This window comes from Streptomyces sp. NPDC096013 (genome assembly GCF_044763565.1).
In the GTDB taxonomy this organism is placed as follows: Bacteria; Actinomycetota; Actinomycetes; order Streptomycetales; family Streptomycetaceae; genus Streptomyces.
The window spans coordinates 283417-300289 of record NZ_JBIWGK010000004.1; the positions used below are offsets into that span (position 1 = coordinate 283417).

General features: G+C 71.3%; 13 protein-coding genes and 1 pseudogene. 6 read left to right on the plus strand and 8 right to left on the minus strand.

Annotated features, from left to right (window positions below; translation table 11 throughout):
• Positions 1–93: 93 nt before the first annotated feature.
• The 5 genes and pseudogenes from ACIRB1_RS16000 to ACIRB1_RS16020 all read right to left on the minus strand — a co-directional run bounded on the left by ACIRB1_RS16000 (position 94) and on the right by ACIRB1_RS16020 (position 7249).
• A complete protein-coding gene (locus ACIRB1_RS16000) occupies positions 94–1572 on the minus strand; it encodes an alpha-amylase (RefSeq protein ID WP_403465955.1) in 1479 nt (492 codons plus the stop codon).
• Positions 1569–4290, minus strand: a pseudogene (locus tag ACIRB1_RS16005) (MGH1-like glycoside hydrolase domain-containing protein). Before ACIRB1_RS16005 ends, ACIRB1_RS16000 begins: the two are co-directional and overlap by 4 nt.
• 101 nt (positions 4291–4391) lie before the next feature.
• Positions 4392–5573, minus strand: coding sequence for an MFS transporter (locus tag ACIRB1_RS16010; protein ID WP_403465956.1), 1182 nt, complete (start codon positions 5571–5573; stop codon positions 4392–4394).
• Between the two features lie 378 nt (positions 5574–5951).
• Positions 5952–7076, minus strand: a complete 1125-nt coding sequence (locus ACIRB1_RS16015; RefSeq protein WP_403465957.1) for an FAD-dependent oxidoreductase — start codon at positions 7074–7076, stop codon at positions 5952–5954.
• Positions 7073–7249, minus strand: coding sequence for a hypothetical protein (locus ACIRB1_RS16020; protein ID WP_403465958.1), 177 nt, complete (start codon positions 7247–7249; stop codon positions 7073–7075). The genes ACIRB1_RS16015 and ACIRB1_RS16020 overlap by 4 nt, the downstream gene beginning before the upstream one ends.
• Positions 7250–7536: 287 nt before the next feature.
• Between ACIRB1_RS16020 and ACIRB1_RS16025 the strand changes: the two genes are divergently transcribed.
• Together ACIRB1_RS16025 and ACIRB1_RS16030 are read left to right on the plus strand one after the other, a co-directional pair.
• Entirely contained in the window at positions 7537–8052 is a 516-nt protein-coding gene (locus ACIRB1_RS16025; protein WP_403465959.1) for an SDR family oxidoreductase, read from the plus strand.
• Positions 8053–8156: 104 nt separating this feature from the next.
• Entirely contained in the window at positions 8157–9521 is a 1365-nt protein-coding gene (locus tag ACIRB1_RS16030) for an FAD-dependent oxidoreductase (RefSeq protein WP_403465960.1), read from the plus strand.
• Between the two features lie 85 nt (positions 9522–9606).
• Here the strand turns inward: ACIRB1_RS16030 and ACIRB1_RS16035 are convergent, their stop codons facing one another.
• Both ACIRB1_RS16035 and ACIRB1_RS16040 read right to left on the minus strand, forming a co-directional pair.
• The gene (locus ACIRB1_RS16035) at positions 9607–10164 is read right to left on the minus strand and encodes a dihydrofolate reductase family protein (protein WP_352181521.1); all 558 of its coding nucleotides are present in this window, start codon (positions 10162–10164) and stop codon (positions 9607–9609) included.
• A gap of 74 nt (positions 10165–10238) precedes the next feature.
• Positions 10239–11159 (minus strand): RNA polymerase subunit sigma-70, encoded by a 921-nt coding sequence (locus tag ACIRB1_RS16040; protein ID WP_403465961.1) that lies wholly within the window; start codon positions 11157–11159, stop codon positions 10239–10241.
• Between the two features lie 38 nt (positions 11160–11197).
• On the opposite strand from ACIRB1_RS16040, the gene ACIRB1_RS16045 reads away from it, so the two are divergent.
• The 4 genes from ACIRB1_RS16045 (at position 11198) to ACIRB1_RS16060 (ending at position 15834) form a co-directional block, all read left to right on the plus strand.
• Positions 11198–12163 (plus strand): DUF1152 domain-containing protein, encoded by a 966-nt coding sequence (locus ACIRB1_RS16045; protein ID WP_403465962.1) that lies wholly within the window; start codon positions 11198–11200, stop codon positions 12161–12163.
• A 296-nt stretch (positions 12164–12459) separates the two neighbouring features.
• Positions 12460–12891, plus strand: coding sequence for a hypothetical protein (locus tag ACIRB1_RS16050; RefSeq protein ID WP_403465963.1), 432 nt, complete (start codon positions 12460–12462; stop codon positions 12889–12891).
• 274 nt (positions 12892–13165) lie between these two features.
• Entirely contained in the window at positions 13166–14401 is a 1236-nt protein-coding gene (locus ACIRB1_RS16055; protein ID WP_403465964.1) for a hypothetical protein, read from the plus strand.
• A 161-nt stretch (positions 14402–14562) separates the two neighbouring features.
• Positions 14563–15834, plus strand: coding sequence for an alpha-L-fucosidase (locus ACIRB1_RS16060; RefSeq protein WP_403465965.1), 1272 nt, complete (start codon positions 14563–14565; stop codon positions 15832–15834).
• A 160-nt stretch (positions 15835–15994) separates the two neighbouring features.
• Here ACIRB1_RS16060 and ACIRB1_RS16065 read toward each other — a convergent pair whose 3' ends face one another.
• Positions 15995–16798 carry a helix-turn-helix domain-containing protein gene (locus ACIRB1_RS16065; protein WP_403465966.1) on the minus strand — a complete coding sequence of 268 codons (804 nt, stop codon included), beginning with the start codon at positions 16796–16798 and terminating at the stop codon, positions 15995–15997.
• Between the last annotated feature and the right edge of the window lie 75 nt (positions 16799–16873).

The following is a 16873-nucleotide window of genomic DNA, read 5'->3' on the forward strand; positions in this document are numbered from 1 at the left end:
ACTTCGCTCAGCGTGGACGCGGCGAAGCAAGCAGAATTCTTGTCACCTTTCACAACTCCCGTCAATCCTTCACCAGTTGGCCACAGGTCAAGATCAGGGCAGTACGGTCACAACATGCCGGCGCAGCCCCTCCAGCGCGACGAACAGGCCGGGGTCGACGAGTTCGTCGCCGTCTCGCTCATAGGTCATGTCGTCGAGCAGTTCGGTGAGTTGACGGGTGCCGCCGCGCAGATCGGTCCACCGGAGGCGGACCCGGCCCTGGGCAGGCTGTTCGGAGAGGTTGACGACGACGAGGTGGCGGCCGGAGGCGGTGGTCCAGGACCAGGCGACCAGGTTCTCGTGGGTGGGGTTGTCCGGCCAGCCCGTGCAGTCGAGCAGCTGCCACTCCCCCTCGGAACGCATGCCTGAGGAGGCGACGGCGGCGAGCAACTGGTGCTGGAACGCCTGGAGTTCCTTGTCGACGGGCTCCTCGGGGCGCCGGGCGAGGAAGACCGGCGGGCGCACCCGTCGCCCCTCGAACTGGCCCTCGTGCCACAGCGTCGCGCCGGGCAGGGTCGCGATGGTGACGGCCGCCACGCGTTCCCGCTCGGGTGACAGGCTCGCGGCGGCCCGGGGCTCGTCATGGTTCTCCAGGAAGCGGACCAGGCCGCGCTGATAGCCGACATCGGCCTGGAGGTGGCCGCGCACCGACTCCGCGCCCTCGTGCAGCAGCCGGTCGTAGAGCCGTTTGTCGTAGCAGTGGTCGAACCCCTGTTGTTGCAGGGCCCATTCGAGGTCCCAGTACGCCTCGGCGACGAAGAGGAAGTCGGGGTGGCGTGCGCGGACCCTCGGGATCGTGTACGGCCAGAAGTCCTCGGACGGTGCCGTGCCGGCCCGTTCGCCCCAGGTCTTCGTGAAGACGTCGGTCATCAGCAGCATGGCCATGTCGCAGCGGACGCCGTCGGCCTGGTCGGCGATCGCGGCCAGGGTGTCGACGGCCGCCGTGCGCAACTCCTCGCTGAACGCGTTGAGTTGGACGACGTCCGGCCAGGGCGCGAAGTACGGGTCGCGGCCACGGGCGAACACCTTGCCGCCGGCTTCGAGGTAGGCGGCGGGGTCTCGGGCCAGGTCGTCCTGAGTGCCCTGGACGAGACAGCCGGGGCGTTCGGTCAGCCAGGGGTGGTCGGGGGCCACGTGGTTGGGGACGTAGTCGAGGATCAACCGGACGCCGCGGGCGGCCAGTTGGGCGCGGGCCGCCGCCAGTCCCTCCGGGCCGCCGAGGGAGGCGTCCACGACGTAGTCGCGGACGCAGTACGGTGATCCGACGACGTCCTCCGGGCGGAGGTCCGGCAGCGCGGCCCGGAACGACGCCTGGAGCCCTTCGTCGCGCAGGGCGATCTCCAGTCCGGCCGGGCTGCGTTCCCACACGCCCATCAGCCAGACGGCGTCGACGCCCGGGAGGGCGACCTCGTCCCACGCGGGATCGGGGACCTCGCCGAGGGTGACGGTGCGGCCGTATCGCGTACTCAACTCCCGCAGCCAGATGAGGGTGTTGATCTCGTAGATCACCGGGTGCTCGGGCCAGGCCGTCATGACAGGGGCTCCTCTCGGTCGCCGGTCGGGCGGAGGCTCTCGCGGCCCCGCGCCGACCACTCCTCGTCTCCGAGGGTGTGGAAGAGGGTGGCGGTGACGGCGGACAGGCCGGTCCAGCCGGTCTGGTGGGAGGCGCCGAGACCGGCGCCGTTGTCGCCGTGGAAGTACTCGTAGAAGAGGATCAGGTCCTTCCAGTGCGGGTCCTTGGCGAATTTGGCCTGGGCGCCGTGCACCGGCCGGTGTCCGTCGGCGTCGCTGAGGAAGGTGGCGGTGAGCCGGTCGGAGATCTCGCGGGCGACCTCGTAGAGGGTGAGCTGTCGGCCCGAGCCGGTGGGGCATTCGACGGTGAACTGCGGGCCGTGGAAGGCGTGCAGGTTGAGCAGGGCCCGGATCAGCAGCAGATTGACCGGGAACCACACGGGGCCGCGCCAGTTGGAGTTGCCGCCGAACATTCCGGAGTCGGACTCGGCGGGCAGATAGCCGACGCCGTACGTCTCCCCGTGCACCTCGAAGGTGTACGGGTGCTCGGCGTGGTACCGGGAGAGGGAGCGGATGCCGTGCGGGCCGAGGAACTCGCCCTCGTCGAGCATGCGGGACAGGATGCGGCGCAGCCGGTCCTCGCCGAACAGGGCGAAGAGATAGCGGCCTTCGGCGTTCGGGCCGAGCGCCTCGTGCGAGGAGATGGTGGCCTCCACGGCCGGATGGCGCTCCATGAACTCCCGTGCTCCCGCGACCAGTTCGGGGAAGCGCTGGTCCGCCCGGCCGCCGACCAGGCTGGTGGCCGCGAGGGGGATCAGTCCCACGAGGGAGCGCACCTTGAGCCGGGTCGCCGTGCCGTCGGGCAGGCGCAGCACGTCGTAGAAGAAGCCGTCCTCCTCGTCCCACAGGCTCGCGTTGCCGTCGCCGATGCGGTTCATGGCGACGGCGATCCACGCGAAGTGCTCGAACAGGGACTGCGCCTGCTCGACGTAGACGGGGTTGTCGACGGCCAGCTCTGTGGCGATCTCCAGGAGGTTCTGGCAGTACAGCGCCATCCACGCGGTGCCGTCGGCCTGGTCGAGGTGGCCGCCGGTGGGGAGCGGGGCGCTGCGGTCGAAGACGCCGATGTTGTCGAGGCCGAGGAAGCCGCCCTGGAAGACGTTGTTGCCGTCGGTGTCCTTGCGGTTGAGCCACCAGCTGAAGTTCTTCATCAGCTTCTGGAAGGCGTTCTCCAGGAAGGCGCGGTCGCCCTTGCCGGTGCGGTGCTTCTCCAGCTCGTAGAGGAACAGGGTGGCCCAGGCGTGCACGGGCGGGTTGACGTCCCCGAAGTTCCATTCGTACGCGGGGATCTGGCCGTTGGGGTGGAGGTAGAGACGGCGCAGCAGCACGTCCAACTGGCCCTTGGGCGAAGGCGAGATCGACCATCGACAGGGCGACGGTGTGGAAGGCGAGGTCCCAGGCCGCGAACCACGGGTACTCCCAGGTGTCCGGCATCGACATGATCTCGTCGTTGACCATGTGGTACCAGTTGCTGTTCCGCACCCGGGGGTCGGAGGCGAGCGGGTCGAGGCCGTGCTCGGAGAGCCAGCGCTCGACGTCGAGGTAGTAGTACTGCTTGCTCCACAGCATCCCGGCCAACGCCTGCCGTACGAGCCGCCGTTCGTCGTCCGAGGCGTCCGGGGTGGTGATGCCGTCGTAGAACTCGTCGGCCTCGGCGCGCCGTTGGGTCATGACGGTGTCGAAGTCGCATCTCCAGTCGGGCAGTTCGTCGGCGGTGAGACGTAGGCGCACGGTGGCGCTCCGGCCGGCCGGGATGGTGAGCACGTGGTGGACGGCGACCTTGGTGCCGGTCCGGGCGGGGTTGACGGCTCCGGTCTCGCCGCCGACGACGTGGCGGTCGATGCCGTCCTTGACGTACGGGGAGGCGTTCGGACTGCCGAAGATCTTCTCGTTGTTGGTGTCGTTCTCGGTGAACAGGATCTCCGCGTCCGCGTCGCAGTACAGCCGGCGCGGGCCCAAATCCTCGTGGTCGGCGCGGACATGGCCTCCGGGTTCCGAGCGGAGGGACGGTACGGTGGTGCCGCCGGCCCAGGACCAGGTGTGCCGGAACCACAGGGTCGGCAGCAGGTGCAGGGGTGCCTCGTCGGGGCCGCGGTTGTGCGCGGTGATCTCGATCAGCAGGTCGTCGGGGCCGGCCTTGGCGTACTCGACGAACACATCGAAGTAGCGGTCCTCGTCGAAGATGCCGGTGTCGAGGAGTTCGTACTCGAAGTCACCGCGCCCACGAGTTTTGTTGGTGGCCCTGAGGTCCTCGTACGGGAACTCCGACTGCGGGTATTTGTACAGGTACTTCATGTACGAGTGGGTGGGCGTGCTGTCGAGGTGGAAGTAGTACTCCTTGACGTCCTCGCCGTGGTTTCCCTCGGAGTTGGTGAGGCCGAACATCCGCTCCTTGAGGATCGGGTCGCGGCCGTTCCACAGGGCGAGCGCGAAGCACAGACGCTGCTTGTCGTCGCTGACGCCGGCGATGCCGTCCTCGCCCCAGCGGTAGGCGCGGGAGCGGGCCTGGTCGTGGGTGAAGTACGACCAGGCGTCGCCGTTCTCGCTGTAGTCCTCCCGCACGGTCCCCCACTGGCGCTCGCTCAGATAGGGACCCCAGCGGCGCCAGGGCACCCCGGATTCGTCCGCCTCGGCCAGCCGTCGCCGCTCGGCATCCGGTGTGTCACCGCTCGTCCCCATCGCGTGTCCTCCTCATGGCCCGGCACCTTCGACAAGACTCCGGTGTCTTGCGTGCGACGGCAACGGATACCGGGCGGGTCCTGCGGATGGTCCCCTCGCGTTCATCTCCGGGTCCGGGCCGAGTGCGCGAGGACCGAGGCGACGGCCAGCAGCGACGCCGCTGCCGCCGCGACCGGCGCCACCAGGAACGCGCCCGCGCTGCCGCGGCTGTCCGCGAGGTACCCGGCCAGTGCCTGCCCGGTCGCGGTGCCGAGCGGGCCGCCCGCGCACAGGATCGTCAGGGCGACGGTCGCCCGGTCGGCGGGCGCGAGGCGTTCGGTGAGGGCGTAGAGGCTGATCAGGTACGGCGCCACGGTCACTCCGGCGACGGCCATGGCGGCGGGGAGCACGTGCCCCCGCTCCCCGGCGACCAGGGTCAGCGCGCCCAGCAGCAGCGTCCCCGCGAAGGTCACGTACCGGCGGCGGAGGCCGAAGCGATTGGGGAGCCAGGCGCAGGCGGCGCCCGCCACCGCGCTGCCGACGCCGAAGACGGCGTAGAGAAGTCCGGCGCTGCCCGGGTGGCCGCTCTCGTCTGAGTGGGCGGTGACGCCGGTCTGCACGGCGCCGAACATCGTGCCCATCGCGGCCATGGCGAGGAACATCACGGCAAGTGGCAGTCGGGGCAGCGGAGTTCGCGTGCTGTCCGTGCCCTCGCGGTCCTCGGTGCCCTCCTGGGTCAGGGTCAGGGCGAAGGGCACGGTGGCCAGGGCGAGGAGGGTGATGGCGGCCACGGTCGGCGCGGTCGGGCCGAGGGGGGTGAGGAGTCCGACGAGTGCGGGTCCGGCGACGAAGGTGATCTCGTCGGCGGTCGCCTCGTAGGAGAGGGCGGTCGGTATGAGGTCGGGCCGGGCGCGGGCGTGGAGCAGGCGTGACCAGTGGACCCGTACGAGGGGGCCGATCGGGGGCTGGGTGAGGCCGGACAGCGCGGCGGCGGTCAGCATGCTCGCGCGGCCGGTGTGGCTCGCCACGACGAGGGCGGTGAGGGCCGCGGCGTTGGCGAGTGCGGTGAGCGTCCCGACGAGGCGGTGGCCGTGGCGGTCGGCCAGGGTTCCGACGATGGGGGCGCCGAGCGCGTTGGCGATGCCCTGGGCAGCCGCCGCGAGTCCCGCGAAGGCGTAGCTGCCCGCGGCGGCCTGGACGAGGACGAGGGTCGCGAGCGACGAGGTCGCGTAGGGAAGGCGGGCCAGGAAGCCCAGCGGGAAGAAGGCCGCGCCGGGCACTCGCAGCAGGGATCGGTACGCCATCGGCGTCTCCATGAACACGTCGGAGAGACGCGCTGCCCCTGCCTCACACGCGTGAAGGACCCCTGTTCTGCCGCCCAGCCTAGCGAGCCGACGAGCCTGTCACCAGAGCGTTTCAGCCCCTCCCGCGATCAGCGAAGACGGTGACCGACAGGAAGCGACCGGGAGTTCGACCAGGTCCTGGGCACCGTGCGCGTCCCCGCGGGACACGGCGCCCGGACCCGCCGCCGAGGCAGCCGCGTCGGCCACCTAGATGAACTCCTCGGCGCCCTTGGCGGGCTGTCGCGGTCTCCAAGTCCGTGGAGGCGTGGGCCTGTTCGCGGGTGGTCCACCGGTCCGGCAGGGCGGGTGCCTGGTCGTGGTGGTCGGTGCCCGTGGCGGTCACTCCGCCTGATGGGCCACGGACCGCCGGGACGTGCGGAGCGCGAAGCGCGGGTGCGGCTCGGCGCGGCCCAGGGCGAGGTCGGCGGCCATGGCGCCGATGAGCGGGGTGAACTTGGCGCCATGGCCCGAGCACGGGGACACGACGACGAAGGGACCGCTCCGGTCGAGCACGAAGTCCTCGTCGGGGGTGCTGGTGTAGAGGCAGCTCGCCTCGGCGACGGGCGTGGGGTCGAGGCCCGGGCACGTGCGCTCCACCCACGCGGTGACCTTGTCGCGCGAGGCGGGATCGACAACGCCGGTGCGGGTGTCGGCAGTTGTAGGGGTGCCCTCGTCGTGCTGGGCGACCTTGAACGCCGGAAGCGGTCCGCCGTCGCTGCCGGACGGGAGGCCGTAGAGGTTCAGCCGGTCCGCGTGGACGAAGACGGGCCAGGTGGTCGTCTCGGGGTCGCGTCGGGGGAAGTGGAAGACCTGCTGCTGGGTCACCCGGAGGGGCGGCAGGGGCGCCGATATGCCTAGCGGGACGGCGAGTTGGGGCAGCCAGGCGCCGGACGCGACCACGACCGTGTCGGCGACGACGGTGGGACCGCTCGAACGCAGCGCGACACGGCCGTCGTCGAGGATCTCCGCTCCGGTGACGCGGGTGCCGGTGAGGACGCGGGCGCCTAGCTCTGCGGCCCGGCGGACGGCGGCGGCCACCGTCGCGTCGGCGTCGACCGTGCCCGCGTCCGGGTGATGCAGCACGGGTCCGTCGAAGCGGAACTGCGGCCAGCGGTCCGCCGCTTGGGCCGCGGTGAGCAGCTCGTGCGGTACGGCGGCCGCGGCGAGGATGTCCGCCATGCCCTCCGGGTCGCGGCCCGCGCCGAAGTCCACTCCCCCGGTGAGGCGCAGCAGTTGGGTGCCGGTGTCGTGCTCCAGCTCCTGCCAGAGTTCGCGGGCCTCGCCGGTGAGGCGGACGTAGAGGGGGTCGGCGTAGGCGCGACGGTAGATGCGTGAACTGCCGTGGGAGCTGCCGGACTTGTGGCCGATGTCGTACGCCTCGATGAGCGTGACCTCGTGCCCCTGGCGGGCGAGGTGCCAGGCCGTGGCCGCGCCCATCAAACCCGCTCCTACGACGGCGATCACAGGGCGGCTCCTGAGGTGCCCGGGAACCAGGAGGTGCCGGCGAGGACGAACGCGACCCCGTCCGCGCGGACTTCGGCGGCCGGATCGGATGTGGGGGCGGTCTTCGGTGCCGCATCGGCGTTCCGTGCCGGGTCGGTGGTCGTGGGTGGTGCGGCGGCGGTGTCCATCACCATGGGGGCTCCCAGCTTCCGGGGTTTCCTGATGTGAATCACTATCTCCCCTCGGGAAATCCGATCGCGATGACGGCCCCATGGTCCGCAGGGAAGCCCCATGGTCCACAGGGGAGCCCCCTGTCGCGGATACCGCGCGGCTCGACTCCGACCCTCGGTCGCGGATATGGCGTTCTCATCTGGCGAGAGGTAGCCCCTCACCACGATGCAGGGCAAGGTCGCCGTGATCAGCGGAGGCTCGACCGGCGTGGGGCGGGCAGTCGGGGCGCAACTCGCCGAGAACGGCGCCCATGCGGTCCTGCTCGCCCGCCGACGTCAGCAGCGGTGACAGCGTCCGCGCGGCCTTCGCTCAGGTCGAGGAGCGGTTCGGGCGGGTGGACATCCTGGTGAACAGCGCCGGGGTCGCCCGCATCCGCGCCATCGAGGAGACCGCCGACGACGACATCCACACCTGCATCGGCACCAACCTCCTGCGCCCGATCCACACGGTCGGCTCGGCGGTGCCCCTGCTGCGGGCCGCCGGAGGGGGTGACATTCTCAACATCTCCTTCGAGAACTTCTCCGGCGAGGACCGGCAGCGTGCTGCGCCCGTGTGGGAGGCGGACGGCTATCCGGCCAGGGTCGGAGCCCTGAAGCCGCTGCCCTCGGCGACGGTCGCGGGTGATGGTCCAGCTGCTCGGCACACCGCCGGAGGTCGAGGTCGTCCAGGACGTGGTGCACATCCGCCCGGCGGGCTGAGGCCGGGCGGTCCGCCGCGCGCGTGCGAAACTCGGGCGAACCATGCGTCGGCCTTCGACACCCCATAAGTCAGCCTTATGAGGTCATAGACCGGACCCGCATACCGGGTAAGGCATGCCTTAGCTTAGGCTTCCCGTCGAGTCGCTTGTTTTCGCTCGAAGGGAACCTGATCATGCCGCGCCCCCTGCGGGTAGCCATCGTCGGAGCCGGCCCCGCCGGGATCTACGCCGCCGACGCCCTGCTCAAGTCCGAGGTGGCCGCCGAACCCGGCGTGTCCATCGACCTCTTCGAGCGGATGCCCGCGCCCTTCGGCCTGATCCGGTACGGCGTCGCCCCCGACCACCCGCGCATCAAGGGCATCATCACCGCCCTGCACCAGGTCCTGGACAAGCCGCAGATCCGCCTCTTCGGCAATGTCGACTACCCGACCGACATCAGCCTGGACGACCTGCGCAGCTTCTACGACGCGGTGGTCTTCTCCACCGGCGCCACGGCCGACCGCGAGATGTCGATACCGGGCATCGACCTCGACGGCTCCTACGGCGCCGCCGACTTCGTCTCCTGGTACGACGGCCACCCGGACGTGCCGCGCACCTGGCCGCTGGAGGCCGAGAAGGTCGCCGTACTCGGCGTCGGCAACGTGGCTCTCGACGTGGCCCGCATCCTCGCCAAGACCGGCGACGAGCTCCTCCCGACCGAGATCCCGCCGAACGTGCACGAGGGCCTGAAGGCCAACAAGGCGCTCGAGGTCCACGTCTTCGGCCGCCGCGGCCCGGCGCAGGCGAAGTTCTCCCCGATGGAGCTGCGCGAGCTGGACCACTCCCCGAACATCGAGGTCATCGTCGACCCCGAGGACATCGACTACGACGAGGGCTCGATCACCACCCGGCGCGGCAACAAGCAGGCCGACATGGTCGCCAAGACCCTGGAGAACTGGGCGATCCGCGATGTCGGCGACCGCCCGCACAAGCTGTTCCTGCACTTCTTCGAGTCCCCCACCGAGATCCTCGGCGAGGACGGCAAGGTCATCGGCCTGCGCACCGAGCGCACCGCGCTGGACGGCACCGGCAACGTCAAGGGCACCGGCGAGTTCAAGGACTGGGACGTCACCGCGGTCTACCGCGCGGTCGGCTACCTCTCCGACAAGCTCCCCAAGCTGCCCTGGGACATCGAGTCGGGCACGGTCCCGGACGAGGGCGGCCGGGTCATCGAGGAGACCGGCGAGCACCTCCGGTCGACGTACGTCACCGGCTGGATCCGGCGCGGCCCGGTCGGCCTCATCGGACACACGAAGGGAGACGCCAACGAGACGGTCGCGAACCTGCTCGACGACCACGCCAACGGCCGTCTGCACACGCCCGTCTCGCCCGACCCGGAGTCCGTGGACGCGTTCCTCGCCGAGCGGAACGTCCGCTTCACCACGTGGGACGGCTGGTACAGGCTGGACGCCGCCGAGAAGGCGCTGGGCGAGCCGCAGGGCCGCGAGCGCGTGAAGATCGTCGAGCGTGAGGACATGCTCCGCGCCAGCGGCGCCTGACCCTCGCCTCCGCCCGGCGGAAGCACTCCCGCACAGCTGAATCCGAGGGGCCCGGCGGCCGTGACCGCCGGGCCCCTCGCGCAGGTCAGCGCGGTGCCCTCCCGTACCGCGCGAACACGGTGTGGGGCGCCTTCTCCAGTTCCAGGCGCTCCAGGTGGACGGGCGGACCGCCCGCGGGGAAGAGGCGTTCGCCGGTGCCGAGGACCGTGGGGAAAGTGATCAGCCGGTACTCGTCGACCAGATCCTGCGCCATCAGCGTGTGGACGACGGGCAGGCTGCCGATGACGATCACATCCCGCTCCTCGCGCTTCACGGCGTCCACGAGGTCGCCTTCGAGGAGGCTCGAATGCGCCCACGCCGACACATCGGTCAGGGTGCGGGACGCGACCAGCTTCGGCGCGGCGTTCATCCGCGCGGAGAACTCGTCGTCGCGGGCCGGCCACAGCCGCGAGAACGCCTCCCAGGTCCTGCGGCCGAGCAGCATGACCCCACCATCGAGGAGGCTGCCCAGCCGGAACTTGTCGCCGTCGATCTCGTCGCGGCCGTAGCGGAGGATCCAGCCGCCGTCCGGGGTGCCCCCGGACCCGTCGGGGTCGGAGACGATCCCGTCCAGGGTGGTGAACTGGATGACGATGACGCTCATGATGGATGTCCTTTCGGTCGGTGCTCACCCGTACGTACCGGTGGCGTCGGCCGAACTCATCGCCGCGAGCGGGGTCAGTTCGCGGAAATCCTCCGCGGCAGGTCGAAGGTGTCCAGCACCTGCGGATCGGTGAAGACGACATTGCGGGTGACGCGACCGTCGGTGACCGTCAGCACCTGAAGGCTGTGCAGCCTCCGGTCTCCTTCGGGGGCCGCCGCGTACGCGGCCAGCGCCGGTTGGCCGTTGGCGGTCAGGCGCCTCAACGCCCAGTCCGTGCCCCGGAGTTCGAAGACCCTGCGCATGAACGCGCCGTAGTGCCCGGCACCGCTGAACCAGAGCGGGACCGGCGGCATCTCCAACACCACGGCGTCGGCCAACAGCCGTACCAGGGCGGGGACATCGGCCGCCTCGAACGCCCGCAGATAGCGGTCGACGACCTCGCGTGCCCCGGGGTCCTCCGGCTCTACGATCGCGTCCTCGTCGCCGACGTCCGTGAGGGCGGCGCGGGCGCGTTGCAGGGTGCTGTTGACGGCCGGGACGGTGGTGTCGAGCTGCTCGGCGACCTCGACGGCGCTGAACTGCAACACCTCGCGCAGCACGAGTACGGCCCGCTGCCGCGCGGGCAGCGTCTGTAGGGCGACGACGAGGGCGAGCCGCATGTCGGCGCGGGCCTCCATGTCGTAGCGCGTGTCGGGGAAGGGCTGGAGCCAGGGGATGTCGGCCGCGGGGACGAGCGGTGTCCCGGGGTCCTCGCCCGGTACGCCGAGGCCGGACGGCAGGGGGCGGCGCGCACGTCCTTCGAGCGCGGTGAGACAGACGTTGGTGGCGATGCGGTACAGCCAGGTCCGCACGGACGCGCGCGAGGGGTCGTAGCGGTCGCGGGCCTTCCACGCCCGCAGCATCGTCTCCTGGACCAGGTCCTCGGCCTCGTGGAACGAGCCCAGCATCCGATAGCAGTACGCCACCAATTCGCCCCTGTACGGCTCGAAGTCCACCCGTCCATCATGGCGTACGGGCCTGTTAACGTCCCCCGGTGTTCTCCCTCCTCGAACCCCCGTTCCTCAGCCGGCTGCGCGATGCGCGCCGGATACTCGTCGCCGGTGCGGGCGGCGGATTCGACGTCTACGCCGGACTGCCGCTGGCCCTCGCGCTGCGCTCGGCCGGTAAGGAGGTGCACCTCGCGAACCTTTCCTTCGCCGATCTGTACGGCCTCGACCAGGACGTGTGGGTGGACCGGGACGTCGCCGCCGTACGCCCGGACACGACGGCCCGGGGCGACTACTTCCCCGAGCGGTCGCTCGCGCGGTGGCTCGACCTGCACGACATGCCGTCGACCGTGTACGCGTTCCCGCTGACCGGGGTGCAGCCGCTCCGGGACGCGTACCGCACGCTGATCGGGCATCTGGGCGGCGTCGACGCCGTCGTGCTGGTGGACGGCGGCACCGACATCCTGATGCGGGGCGACGAGCACGGGCTGGGCACGCCGGAGGAGGACATGGTCAGCCTCGCGGCGGTGAACGGGCTCGACGAGGTGCCGGTGCGGCTGGTGGCGTGCCTCGGGTTCGGTGTGGACGCGTACCACGGCGTCAACCACGCGCTGGTGCTGGAGAATCTGGCCGCGCTCGATCGCGAGGACGCCTATCTCGGCGCGTTCTCCCTGCCGCGTGAGAGCCGCGAGGGGCAGCTGTATCTCGACGCGGTGGCGCACGCCCAGGAGAGCACGCCGGAGCACCCGAGCATCGTCAACGGTTCGGTGGCGGCGGCCGTGCGCGGGGACTTCGGTGACGTCCGTTTCACCGAACGCACGCGTGGCAGCGAGCTGTTCATCAATCCGCTGATGGCGCTGTACTTCTGCGTGGACGCGCCGGGGCTCGCGCGCCGCAACCTCTATCTCGACCGGCTGGAGAAGACCGCGCTCATCCGCCAGGTCAGCACGCTTATCGAGGAGTTCCGCGACGGACTGCCCCGGCAACGGCCCCCGCGCGCCTATCCCCACTGACCGAACCGAGCAGCCGCCCGCTCGCCCCCGCGAGGAGCAGGCCGGCCGGCATGCGGACGAGGCCGAGTCGTCGAACGAATACTTGAGGGCCGTAAATGCTGTGAACTGCCCCACGACGGGTAGTTCTTAACTCAGCGCCTTCTCCGCGTGAACACCTCCACTACAAAGGAACTGTGGTCTTGGCTCTCGCGTACCCTGACGCCCCATCAGCCCGCAGGCCCGGGCGTACCTGGACTATTCGCATCACAGGTCACCGCGACCGTACCGCGTCGGTCAGCTGCTCCTCCGGGTGCGGCATGCCGGCCCGGTCGCGGGACATCGCGGCCCTGCGCCGCTTCGCCGAAGCCCATGCGGCGGCCCACGTCAGAGCGGCCACCGTACGCCCGGACGCGGCCTGCGGCTGCCGTCGCCAGCGGTGTGCGGCGCACGAGGGGACCCGGGTCGACTGCTCGGGCTCGGTGCTGCTCGTGTTGCGCCACGATCCCGCGGTCGGTCAGGTGTGGACGCTGGCCGAGGTCTGCGCGGCCTGTGCCTCGCTGATGTCGCACACCCGCGTCGTCGGCGGCCCGGCACCGCGGACCCGCCCGCCCCGCGAGGAGACCGTCGTCCCCCTGGAGGTGCCGTCCGCGCCGAGCGCGCGGTCGGTTCCGGCCGGATTCAGCGCGCCCGCGCCGCCACCGGGCGCCGCGTCCCGGCCGGGCGGCGCGGACAGACGTCGACGGCGGTGAGACCCGGTGACACACGGAAGGGACCCGCCCCGAGCGGATGGTGGGCGGGTCCCGTCCGCCCCATCATTGTGCGGACCGGGCCAGGTCAGGGACACGCGTGAAACCCGGCCGCCCGGAGTGAACCGATCACACCCCGCGCGTATGCTCGCGCGGTATCGCCGAAAAACCGGGCATACGAGACGTCGCACCCCCGTGCCCGGCCCCCGCTTGACCCGCCAAGATCTCCGACGGTGATACTGGTGGGCCAGCACCGCCCCCGCACGCAGATTGGCCTATGTCGAACTCCTCCACAGCTCCGCCCCCGATCCCTCACACGGTCTGGCTCGCACGCGGCCGCCATGCCGGGGACGACGACGCCGCGGATGTCGTACGGCGGCAGCTCCAGCGACTCAAGGACCGCGGGGTCATCGACGACCACCTGGAACCGGACGAGGACCAGGACCGGGAGACCGGCCCGCCCCAGGACCACGTTCCGGTCCGTGATCCGCGCGACCGGGTCTTCGAGGCCCGGTGGCGGGTCGAGGGGACGGTGACCGTACGGGCGCGGCTGACGCTTCCGCACGTCCCGGAACCCGGCACCGGCTCCACCTCCGCCGCCGCGGTCCCGTCCGAGGGGCAGGAGTGGGTGCTGGTCGCCGAGGCCGAGCGCGGCTGGGATCTCCGGTGGCCCTCCCCCGCGACCATGTTCTGGCCCGAGGACGCGGACGCCGACTGGGACCACGTCACGGTTCCTGGCCTGCGTTTCCGGCGGGTCAATCCGCTGCCGTCCGACGAGAAGGAGCTGCGGCGCCTGTTCCGCGGCTGTGCGCAGGACGGCTGGAGCGTGCACGTCGTCGTGCACGAGGCCATGACCCCGGACGCGCGCGGCCGGCTGCCCCTGGCGCGGATGCTGCCCGCGAGTCTCCGGGACCGGGTGGTGGAGCACCGGGCCACACCGGATCAACTACGCTCCGTGAACTGGGCGTTGCTGCGCGAGTTCGACTTCCAGGTGCCGCGCGGCGGCGCCGTGGTGCTGCCGACCAGCCCGGTGGCGGACTCCTACGACGTGCGCGAGTTCTCCGTGCGCAGTGTCTTCCTCGACGGTTCCGAACCCGCCGAACTCATCGACGTGCTCTGCCGTTACGCCGCCTCCGAGCGTCCCCTGCCCGAGGGCGCCGAGGCTGCCGTCACCGCGCTCCGCGAGCAGTGGAGCCTGATGACGATGGACGAGGAACTGGCCCGGGAGCGCAGACTCGTGGCCATGTACGCCGAGGCGCTGGAGGCGATGACGAAGTCCCGTGACCTGTACCGGGAGTCCGCGGACCGGGCCAACGAGGCGCTGGCCGCGCTCCGCGAGTCCGCCGGTGCCGCCGCCGCGCCCGGGGCTCCGCCGCTGCCGGGCGGGTCGCCGTTCCAGCGGACGTTCGGCCGGCTGAGGGACGCGACGAAGGCACTGCGTCCCGCGCCGCCGGCCGACAGCGACCACGGCGTTCCGCCGGGTGACGGTGGCCGCCCGGCCGAGGAGCGGTAGGCGGTCGGCGTCGGGGCCGGGGAACCGTCGTCACTCGGATCGGCTCCCGGCCCCCCGGTCGCGGCGAAGGCGCTGGCGCCGCGACGCCGACGGTGAGAATGGACCACCAGTGGTGATCACCGCCCACGCGCGCCCGGCGCCGCCCGCTCTAGCTTGGCGGTATGCCGATGCAACCCTGGTTCCGCGATGCCAAGTTGGGCATCTTCGTCCATTACGGGATCTACGCCGTCGACGGTGTGCCGGAGTCCTGGTCGTTCTACACGGGCCAGGTGCCGCATGACCAGTACATGCGGCAGCTCGACGGGTTCACCGCCGCACGCTACGAACCCCGCGCCTGGGCCCGCCTGTTCGCGCGGTCGGGCGCCAAGTACGCGGTGCTGACCGCCCGCCACCACGACGGTGTCGCCCTGTGGGACTCGGCCCACGGTGACCTGGACGTGGTCCGCCGCACCCCGGCCGGCCGCGATCTGGTCGGCCCGTACGCGCGGGCGCTGCGCGAGGAGGGCCTCAAGGTGGGCCTCTACTACTCGCACTCCGACTGGAACCACCCGGACTATGCCAGCACGGTGCACCCGCGGCCGCCCGACGAGGAGATCGCCACCAACCCGTACGCCTCCGCACGGCCCGGGCACGAGGACCCGGCCGCCTGGGCGCGCTACCTCGCCTACCGCAACGGCCAGGTCGGCGAGCTGGTCGACCGGTTCCGGCCCGACCTCCTGTGGTTCGACGGTGAGTGGGAGCGCAGCGAAGAGCAGTGGGGGATGCGGGAGTTGGCGGAGCTGATCCTCGCCGGGAACGCGGACACCGTCCTCAACGCCCGCATGCTCAGCCAGGGCGACTACGCGACGCCCGAGCAGGGGGTGCCGCTGCAAGCACCGGACGGGCCCTGGGAGTTGTGTCTCACGGTCAACGACTCGTGGGGTTTCCAGCACGGGGACGAGCACCACAAGTCGGTGCGGCAGCTGGTGCGTTACTTCACGGAGACGATCGGGATGGGCGGCAACCTGCTGCTCGACGTGGGCCCGAGGGAGGACGGGACGATAACTCCCGCGCAGACGGAGCGCCTTGAAGGGCTCGGCGCGTGGATCGCCCGGCACTCCGAGGCGGTGTACGGCACGGTCGCCGGGCTGCCCGCCGGGCACCACTACGGCCCGAGCACCCTCTCCGCCGACCGGCGCACGCTGTACCTGGTCTGCTTCGACCCACCGCGCGAGTCGGTGTCGGTGCGCGGGCTGCGTACGCCCGTCAAGCGGGTCACCGTCCTCGGCACCGGTGCCCGGCTCGGCCATGACGTCATCGGCGGGCTCGGTGAGGTGCCGGGCGTGACGTGGATCGACGCGCCGGGCGCGGCGGACGTGGACGACCTGGCGACCGTCCTCGCGGTCGAGCTGGACGGGGAGTTGGAGGTGTACCGGGGCACGGGGAGGGACTGAGGGCATGCGGTGCCGGCGGAAGTCCGCGACGGCGCCCGGCCCGCGTCCTGTCGGGTCCGCCACGCCCCTCCCCGGCACCCACCGGGACCGCCTCGCGCGGGCACTGCGCGAGCCGACCCGCACTCCCCGCCGTCCAGCCCCTCATCCCCAGGTCCCGCCCTCAGGTACCGCCCACCCGTGCCCGAACCGCCCTGGGTGAAGCGCCCAGTTCGCGCCTGCACGCCTTGTTGAAGGCATGCAGGTCGCCGATGCCGACGGCCGCCGCGATCGCCGGGACCGACAACGTCGACTCGCGCAGCAGATGCCGGGCGCGCTCCATGCGGCGGTGCCGGATGTAGGCGACCACGGTGGTGCCGGTCTCGGCGCGGAACAGGCGGATGAGGTGGTTGTGCGAGACACCGGCCGCCTGCGCCACGTCGGGGACGGTCAGTTGGGCCGCCAGGTGCGACTCGATGTGGGCGACGGCGAGGGCGACCGCGGGGTGAGGTCCGGTGCCCCCGCCGTCCGCCGGGGTCGCGAGGTCCGCCACCCGCCACAGCACCGCCCACAACTCGGCGGCCGCGCGGGCCGAGTTGCGCGGTGCCGCCGCGATGGCCCGCTGCATCAGGTCGGTGAGCACCGGTGTCTGTGTGCCGGCGTCCTGCATCAGGGGAACCGTCAACCGCTCACCTGCGGAGGGGAGTTCCAGGTGGGCGAAGAGATGCTCGGAGCGGCCCCGGTAGTGGAACCGCACCAGCGCGCCGGGCGGCACCAGGCTGACATGGCCGGGCCTGATCGCGTGCGCCACACCGTCGACCGTCAACTCGGCCTCGTAGCGGTACAGATGGAGCTGCCACAGGTCCGGCAGCCGGAACACGTCACGCGGGCTCACCGTCCCGTGCACACCGACGCCCAGGCTCGCCACGCGCGGTGGGGCGTCGAGGCCGATCCGTACCTGGGTTCCGGTGCCGTCGATCGCGCTCACGGTGAAAAAATACCAGTGCCTGACAGGGGGTCAACGGCTGTCAAGGCTCTTCGAGGCGTTCGGGTGTGATGTTCC

Bases quoted from the DNA above. Each gene is read 5' to 3' on its own strand.
- ACIRB1_RS16050 (WP_403465963.1), top strand. From the start codon at position 12,460: ATGCCGGCCCGGTCGCGGGACATCGCGGCCCTGCGCCGCTTCGCCGAA.
- ACIRB1_RS16030 (WP_403465960.1), top strand. From the start codon at position 8,157: ATGCCGCGCCCCCTGCGGGTAGCCATCGTCGGAGCCGGCCCCGCCGGG.
- ACIRB1_RS16000 (WP_403465955.1), bottom strand. From the start codon at position 1,572: ATGACGGCCTGGCCCGAGCACCCGGTGATCTACGAGATCAACACCCTC.
- ACIRB1_RS16020 (WP_403465958.1), bottom strand. From the start codon at position 7,249: ATGGTGATGGACACCGCCGCCGCACCACCCACGACCACCGACCCGGCA.
- ACIRB1_RS16010 (WP_403465956.1), bottom strand. From the start codon at position 5,573: ATGGCGTACCGATCCCTGCTGCGAGTGCCCGGCGCGGCCTTCTTCCCG.
- ACIRB1_RS16060 (WP_403465965.1), top strand. From the start codon at position 14,563: ATGCCGATGCAACCCTGGTTCCGCGATGCCAAGTTGGGCATCTTCGTC.
- ACIRB1_RS16035 (WP_352181521.1), bottom strand. From the start codon at position 10,164: ATGAGCGTCATCGTCATCCAGTTCACCACCCTGGACGGGATCGTCTCC.
- ACIRB1_RS16025 (WP_403465959.1), top strand. From the start codon at position 7,537: ATGCGGTCCTGCTCGCCCGCCGACGTCAGCAGCGGTGACAGCGTCCGC.
- ACIRB1_RS16055 (WP_403465964.1), top strand. From the start codon at position 13,166: ATGTCGAACTCCTCCACAGCTCCGCCCCCGATCCCTCACACGGTCTGG.